The organism is Streptomyces sp. NPDC055966 (assembly GCF_042269865.1).
Classification (GTDB): Bacteria; Actinomycetota; Actinomycetes; order Streptomycetales; family Streptomycetaceae; genus Streptomyces.
The window spans coordinates 57,000-63,144 of sequence record NZ_JBHJYK010000036.1; the positions used below are offsets into that span (position 1 = coordinate 57,000).

Annotated in this window: 10 protein-coding genes and 1 pseudogene; 4 read left to right on the plus strand and 7 right to left on the minus strand. The window is 69.9% G+C overall.

Going from position 1 to position 6,145, the window contains the following annotated elements; genetic code table 11:
• Positions 1–4: 4 nt before the first annotated feature.
• The gene (locus ACFC8N_RS45220; protein ID WP_376295494.1) at positions 5–1,174 is read left to right on the plus strand and encodes a hypothetical protein; all 1,170 of its coding nucleotides are present in this window, start codon (positions 5–7) and stop codon (positions 1,172–1,174) included.
• Between the two features lie 100 nt (positions 1,175–1,274).
• On the opposite strand, the gene ACFC8N_RS45225 is transcribed toward ACFC8N_RS45220, so the two are convergent.
• The 4 genes from ACFC8N_RS45225 to ACFC8N_RS45240 form a co-directional block, all read right to left on the minus strand.
• A complete protein-coding gene (locus ACFC8N_RS45225) occupies positions 1,275–1,565 on the minus strand; it encodes a DUF1416 domain-containing protein (RefSeq protein ID WP_356020457.1) in 291 nt (96 codons plus the stop codon).
• Positions 1,566–1,593: 28 nt separating this feature from the next.
• Positions 1,594–2,439 carry a sulfurtransferase gene (locus ACFC8N_RS45230; RefSeq protein ID WP_362816931.1) on the minus strand — a complete coding sequence of 282 codons (846 nt, stop codon included), beginning with the start codon at positions 2,437–2,439 and terminating at the stop codon, positions 1,594–1,596.
• Between the two features lie 134 nt (positions 2,440–2,573).
• Positions 2,574–2,654 carry an Ms5788A family Cys-rich leader peptide gene (locus tag ACFC8N_RS45235; protein ID WP_350751515.1) on the minus strand — a complete coding sequence of 27 codons (81 nt, stop codon included), beginning with the start codon at positions 2,652–2,654 and terminating at the stop codon, positions 2,574–2,576.
• Between the two features lie 208 nt (positions 2,655–2,862).
• Positions 2,863–3,606, minus strand: a complete 744-nt coding sequence (locus ACFC8N_RS45240; RefSeq protein WP_356020452.1) for a DUF2993 domain-containing protein — start codon at positions 3,604–3,606, stop codon at positions 2,863–2,865.
• Positions 3,607–3,701: 95 nt separating this feature from the next.
• Between ACFC8N_RS45240 and ACFC8N_RS45245 the strand changes: the two genes are divergently transcribed.
• Positions 3,702–4,007, plus strand: coding sequence for a DUF3099 domain-containing protein (locus ACFC8N_RS45245; RefSeq protein WP_356020449.1), 306 nt, complete (start codon positions 3,702–3,704; stop codon positions 4,005–4,007).
• Between the two features lie 15 nt (positions 4,008–4,022).
• Here the strand turns inward: ACFC8N_RS45245 and ACFC8N_RS45250 are convergent, their stop codons facing one another.
• From ACFC8N_RS45250 to ACFC8N_RS45260, 3 genes are read right to left on the minus strand one after another with little or no spacing between them, the layout of a single operon-like run.
• Entirely contained in the window at positions 4,023–4,385 is a 363-nt protein-coding gene (locus ACFC8N_RS45250; protein WP_356020447.1) for a DsrE family protein, read from the minus strand.
• Positions 4,382–4,627 carry a hypothetical protein gene (locus ACFC8N_RS45255; protein ID WP_362816929.1) on the minus strand — a complete coding sequence of 82 codons (246 nt, stop codon included), beginning with the start codon at positions 4,625–4,627 and terminating at the stop codon, positions 4,382–4,384. The genes ACFC8N_RS45250 and ACFC8N_RS45255 overlap by 4 nt, the downstream gene beginning before the upstream one ends.
• Entirely contained in the window at positions 4,624–4,785 is a 162-nt protein-coding gene (locus ACFC8N_RS45260) for a hypothetical protein (protein WP_356020443.1), read from the minus strand. Before ACFC8N_RS45260 ends, ACFC8N_RS45255 begins: the two co-directional genes overlap by 4 nt.
• 171 nt (positions 4,786–4,956) lie before the next feature.
• Here ACFC8N_RS45260 and ACFC8N_RS45265 point away from each other — a divergent pair, with 171 nt between their 5' ends.
• Positions 4,957–5,706, plus strand: coding sequence for a helix-turn-helix domain-containing protein (locus ACFC8N_RS45265; RefSeq protein WP_376295495.1), 750 nt, complete (start codon positions 4,957–4,959; stop codon positions 5,704–5,706).
• A 53-nt stretch (positions 5,707–5,759) separates the two neighbouring features.
• Positions 5,760–6,145: pseudogene (locus ACFC8N_RS45270) on the plus strand (ISAzo13 family transposase); the annotation flags it as partial.

A 6,145-nucleotide genomic window follows, 5' to 3' on the forward strand; every position in this document is an offset into this window, starting at 1 on the left:
CGCGATGAGCGACCAGCCGCATGAGGGGTACGGGCCCTACGACCCGTACCAGCAGCAACAGCAACCACAGCAGCAAGAGCAGCAGTGGCAGGCCCACGACCAGTACGGCCCGTACGACCAGTACGGCCACCAGTCGGGCTACGACCCCCAGTCGACCCAGCAGTGGCAGGGCCAGACGTGGGACACGCAGACGCACGCGCACACGTACCCGCCGGCGCAGCCGTACCAGCAGCCCCAGCCCCAGCCCTATCAGCAGCAGTACCAGCAGCCGGCGTACTCCGGTCCGTACGCACAGCCGCAGCCCCAGCCGCAGCCGGTACCCGAGCCCGAGCCGAAGGCCGCGCCCGCGGCCGAGCCGGAGGCGCAGGAGGAGGGGGAGCCGGAGTACGGCCCGGCCACGCTCGGCGGGAACGCCCGGATCACGGACGCCCAGCGGGCGCGCCTGGAGGGCCGTTCGCCGGTCATCGAGCCCGGCATGCAGCCGGCGCTGCTGACCGCCGTCCTCGGCCTGCTCCTGGCCGCGACGGCACCGATCGCCTCGTACGCCCTGGTCGTCCCGCTGGTCGTGCTCCAGGCCGTGACGGCGGCGGGCTGGTTCCGGCTGAACGGCATGTGGCCCGCCCGGCAGGGCATCGCGCTGGCCTTCGCGGGCGGCCTGACGGCCGACGCGGCGGTCCTGGTCGCGGGCCGCGACAACGCGCCCGCCGCGATCCTCGGCCCCCTCGGCGTCTGGGTCCTGCTGTCCCTGGTCCTCCAGCTGCGCTCGCACGCCTCGCCGGACGAGCGGATGTACGGCCTGATGGCGACGGTCGCCTCGGCGTCGCTGACCGTCCTCGCCACCGGCTACCTGGGCGCCGACACGCACGCGGTGTCGGTCGGCGCGGCGGCGGTGGCGGTCGCGGTCCTGGCCCGCGCGCTGCCCCTGCCGACCCCGGTCTCGGTCGTGGTCTCCCTGCTGGCGGCCGCGGGCGCGGGCATCGCGGTGGGCCAGATGACCCACTTCGGCACGCAGGGCGCCGCCCTGGGCGCGGCGGCAGCGGCCTGCGCGCTGATCGGTCACCGCGTCGCCAGCTACGACTACCCGTCCCGCTTCGTGCACTTCACGGCCGGCGTCGCACTCCCGCTGTCGGCGGCGGCCCCGGTGGTGTGGGCCCTGGGCCGCGCGCTGGGCTGAGCAGGCGGAAGCAGACCGAAGGGCCGTACCCCCATGGCGTCCAACCCCGGGGTACGGCCCTTCTGTCCGTCACTCAGCCGTCACTGAGTCCTCGGCTCGCTCAGACCGCGATGGCGACCTCGGCGAGCCCGCCCTTCTCCGCCACGACGACCGTGCGGTCGGCGGAGCCGCCCGGCACCAGCGCCCGCAGGGTCCACGTGCCCTCGGCCGCGTAGAACCGGAACTGACCGGTCGCCGAGGTCGGGACCTCGGCCGTGAACTCGCCGGTCGAGTCCAGCAGACGGACGTAGCCCGTCACCGGCTCGCCGTCGCGGGTCACCTGGCCCTGGATCGTGGTCTCACCGGGCTTGATCGTCGAGGCGTCGGGGCCGCCGGCCTTCGCTCCGCACATGTCGTCTCTCCAGAAGAAGGGGGATGTCTTACTTGTTGGCGCCGAGCTCGATCGGCACGCCGACGAGGGAGCCGTACTCGGTCCAGGAACCGTCGTAGTTCTTGACGTTCTGCACGCCGAGCAGCTCGTGCAGCACGAACCAGGTCAGGGCCGAGCGCTCACCGATGCGGCAGTAGGCGATCGTGTCCTTGGCGAGGTCCACGCTCTCCTCGGCGTAGAGCTCCTTGAGCTCCTCGTCCGACTTGAAGGTGCCGTCGTCGTTGGCGTTCTTCGACCACGGGATGTTGCGCGCGCTCGGCACGTGGCCCGGGCGCTGCGACTGCTCCTGCGGCAGGTGGGCCGGGGCGAGCAGCTTGCCGCTGAACTCGTCGGGCGAGCGCACGTCGACCAGGTTCTGCGAGCCGATCGCGGCGACGACGTCGTCACGGAAGGCGCGGATCGAGGTGTCCTGGGCCTTGGCCTTGTAGTCGGTCTTCGCGCGCTCGGGGACCTCGTCGCCGGCGACCAGCTCGCGGGCGTCCAGCTCCCACTTCTTGCGGCCGCCGTCGAGGAGCTTGACGTTCTCGTGGCCGTAGAGCTTGAAGTACCAGTAGGCGTACGACGCGAACCAGTTGTTGTTGCCGCCGTAGAGGATCACCAGCGTGTCGTTGGCGATGCCCTTCTCCGACAGCAGCTTCTCGAAGCCGGCCTGGTCGATGAAGTCGCGGCGGACCGGGTCCTGGAGGTCCTTGGTCCAGTCGATGCGGATCGCGTTCTTGATGTGGTTCTTCTCGTAGGCGGACGTGTCCTCGTCCACCTCCACGAGGGCGATGTTCGGGTTGTCCAGGTTGTCCTGGACCCAGTCGGCGTCTACGAGGACGTCGCTGCGGCTCATGCTCTTTCTCCTCCGGGGCAGTCGCGGCGGGGCGTGCAGAAGTAGAGAGGGCGCGCGCCCGAAAGAGGCCGGGCGGCGCACGGGTGCCCTTACCAGCAGGGCGGCTGAGGGATGCGGAAGTGGATTACTTCCACTCAGAAGGGGCGACAGAGCATGGCGGCAACGCGGCACAGGTCCACTGCCCGCCGCTTCGTGAGATCCGCCTGTCGCTTCATGGCCCCGATCGTAGGGACGTCCGGGCGCGCGTGTCACCGGTGTGTCGTATGGCGAGATGCGATCGTCCGAATGTTGGGACGAGAAGAGCGCCCGGGGCAGGCGGCGGCGGCCTCCGGGCGCTCGTGCGGGTGACGCATCTACGGTACGGACGTGGCCGTCTCGCCAGTCGGACCAAGTCTGTCCATCGCCGGTGTTCCGCGGGTGTCCCTACCCTGCCAGCCTGACGTCCGAACCCTTCACGCTGATCTGCACGCCGTCCGGCGCGGCCTGCACCTTGTCCAGCTTGATGCCGCCGGGCAGCCGGTCGATGGCCTGGTTGAAGTCGGTGATGTCGCGGACGCGGTTGTCGGCGGCGGCGACGGCGGCCAGCTTGGGCAGGGAGTCGGCGTGGACCTCGACCTTGTTGTTCACGACGGCCACGGAGCTGAGCACGGACGTCGTCTGGTCGACCGGGATGGACAGGAACGAGCCGGTGATGCGGATCGCGACCTTGATCTTGCCGTTGCCGCCGTCGGACAGCCCCACGACCTGGGCCTGGACCCCGGGTACGACCTCGGTCGGCTGGGACTTGGCGGTCTTCAGCAGCTCGGCGTAGGAGACGGTCGCGGTGCCGGTGGCGCTGTCCGCGGTGGCGGAGCTGTAGTCGCCGGAGAAGGAGACGCCCTTCATGTCGGCCTTCAGGTCGTCGATCCGGATCGTCTTGCCGTCGGTCCCGGTGGCCGCCTGGTAGTCCTTGATCCCGACCTGTACGTCGTCCAGCGACCCGCCCGCCAGCTGGGTGAGGAACGGGAACCCCTCGATGCTGACGTCCGGTGTCGAGGCGAGGTTCTCCGTCGACTTCAGCTTGTCGGCGGCCTGCCCCTCGGCGAAGTGCACGGCGACCCGGTCCACGATCACGAACAGCCCGCCCAGGATCACGACGAGGATCAGGAGTATTCGCAGGGCGCGCATGTGGTGGTTCTCCCCGGGGGTCGGTGTCGTTCGTCCGCTGCCGTACGCCACGGTAACCCTGCGGGGCGGGGGCGCCGGGAGTTTGTGGATCAGTTGTGACAGGGGCCGCTCGGAGCCCCGCGACCTACTCTGGACGTATGTACGCGCGGCGGCGGCACGTCTACTTCGCGATGATGGGCGTCTGTATCGGGCTTTTCGTTCTGGCCTGGGGAGTCGTCCGGATCTGGTCTGTGCCGGCGGCCGTCGGCATGTGCGTGGTGGCCATGGTCATTCCACCGGTCGCCGCGATGATCGCCAACCGCCGGGGCCCCGAGGACCGTTGGTGGGACGATCCGTCGGGGGACCCGAAGTCCGACGAGTGGTGGGACGAGCTGGACGGCAAGAAGCGCCCCAGGCAGTGATCCGGCAGTGACCTGTCAGTACACGAGGGCCTGGGTGTCGTCGGCGAGGGCCTCCTGGACGAAGACCTGCGCGCCCGCGATCCGTACGCCCTCGATGACGTCCTTCTCGGTGATCTCCCGCCGGGCCGCGCACTGCGTGCACAGCGTGAGGCGCCCGGCGGCCAGGACCGACTCGATCAGGTCCGGCAGCGGCGCGGAGTGCGGCAGCTCGAACTCCGCCGCCCGCCCCGGCAGCGCGAACCAGGACGACTCGCCGGTCAGCCACAGCGAGACCTCGACGCCACTGGCCACGGCCACCGCCGCCACGGTGAACGCCTGCGAACAGCGCTCGGGCGCGTCGGCCCCGGCCGTCACCTTGATCACGAGCTTCTTGGTCATGAGGGAAGCGTAGCCGCGACGACGACGGTGACGATCAGCGTGGCCAGGCAGAGGACGGTGAGGACGCCGCTGACGGTGGCGCCGTCCACCGATCGCCGCGGGCGCCGTCGCTCCCGGGCCCGCTCGGCGAAGTACGGGTGGAAGGGCGGCACCGCGTACGCGGGCGGGACGGACTCCGGGTCCCGGGGCGTACGCCCCTCCTCCTGCCATCGCTTGCACTCCTCGTACGGCAGTCCCGTCATGCCTGGTGCTCCCTGCGCTGGTGCTGGCGCAGCAGGACGTTGGCGTCCACCTCTGCGCTCCGGTCGTACGTCGCCTGCGCGGCCTCCCGTTGGCCCGCCAGCTCCGCGCAGGCGGCGCAGCCGGGGACGGGGCTCGGTGGCCGGGTGATGTCGTTCATGGGGTCGGCTCCTTTCTCCGCACGCCTGCGCACAGCGCGAGGGGAGCGCTACGCTGCGTGTTCGGGTGGCGTGATGAGCATGGCGCAGAGAAACGGCATCTGGGCTGTTGAGAGGCTCAACTTCCATGCAGGGCGACCCAAATTCCACAAATTCCACAGCCGAGGAGCGCGATGCCGCAGCGAAGGGTGGTCACGGGACGCAGTCAGGAGCCGAGGGTGCGGTTCACCGAGGAGTTGCGGCTCCTGCGGACCGAGCGGGGCTTGAGCCTGCGGAAGCTGGCGGAGGAAGTCGGCTGGGACGCCTCGCAGTTCGGGAAGATGGAGAGCGGGCGGACGCTGGGCAGCCCCGAGGTCGTACAGGCGCTGGATCAGTACTACGGGACACCGGGACTGCTGGTCACGCTGTGGGAGCTGGCGGTGGCGGACCCTGCGCAGTTCAAGGAGCGGTACCGGCAGTACATGATTCTGGAGTCGGAGGCGGTGAGCCTTTGGCACTACGGCGTGAGCAGGCCGCCAGGGCTTCTTCAAACCGATGCGTACGCGCGTGAAGCGCTAGCGGCGGGCGGGATCAAGGGAAGCGAGCTGGAGCAGCAGGTAGAAGCGCGCACTGGGCGGCGGGAGTTGCTGGAGGGAGGCGAGGCACCGTCCTTCCGCAGCATCCTGTCCGAGGCGGTCCTGCGGACGCCGCTGCCCAATCGGGGCGAGTGGCGTGAGCAGTTGGAGCACCTGCTGGAGATGTCGGAGCGCCCGAGCATCACACTCCAGGTGTTGCCGTTCAGCGTCAGCTTTCACGGCCTGGCTAGCACTGACTTGATGTTCCTGCGGCTACTGGACACCCGTACCGTGGCTTACGCCGAGAACGACGTACATGGTGAACTGATCGCAGAACCGAGCAAGGTTGAGCGTTTCCAGCGCACTTAGGGCCCGCAGAGAATCAACATGTTGCTTCCGGTGGTGTGGCTCGTTGATGTGGTATGGGCATAACGCAGGAGATTCGAGATCAACTGACCGTGAAGTTCGGGGTGTTGTTCCCGCATCTGGACGAGCGGCAGCAGCGTCTGCTGATGGGGGCCGAGGCCCGGCTCCTGGGACACGGCGGGATCCGGGCCGTGGCCCGGGCGGCCGAGGTCAGCGAGACGACGGTCCGCAAGGGCGTCTATGAGCTGGAGGCCGGCGAAGCACCCCTGGGGCGGGTCCGCCGGCCCGGCGGCGGACGGAAGAAGGCCGCCGACCTGGATGCAGGGCTGCGGCCCGCGCTGCTGGCCCTGGTCGAGCCGGACATGCGCGGGGACCCGATGTCGCCGCTGCGCTGGACGACCAAGTCGACCCGGAACCTGGCCGACGAGCTGACGCGCCAGGG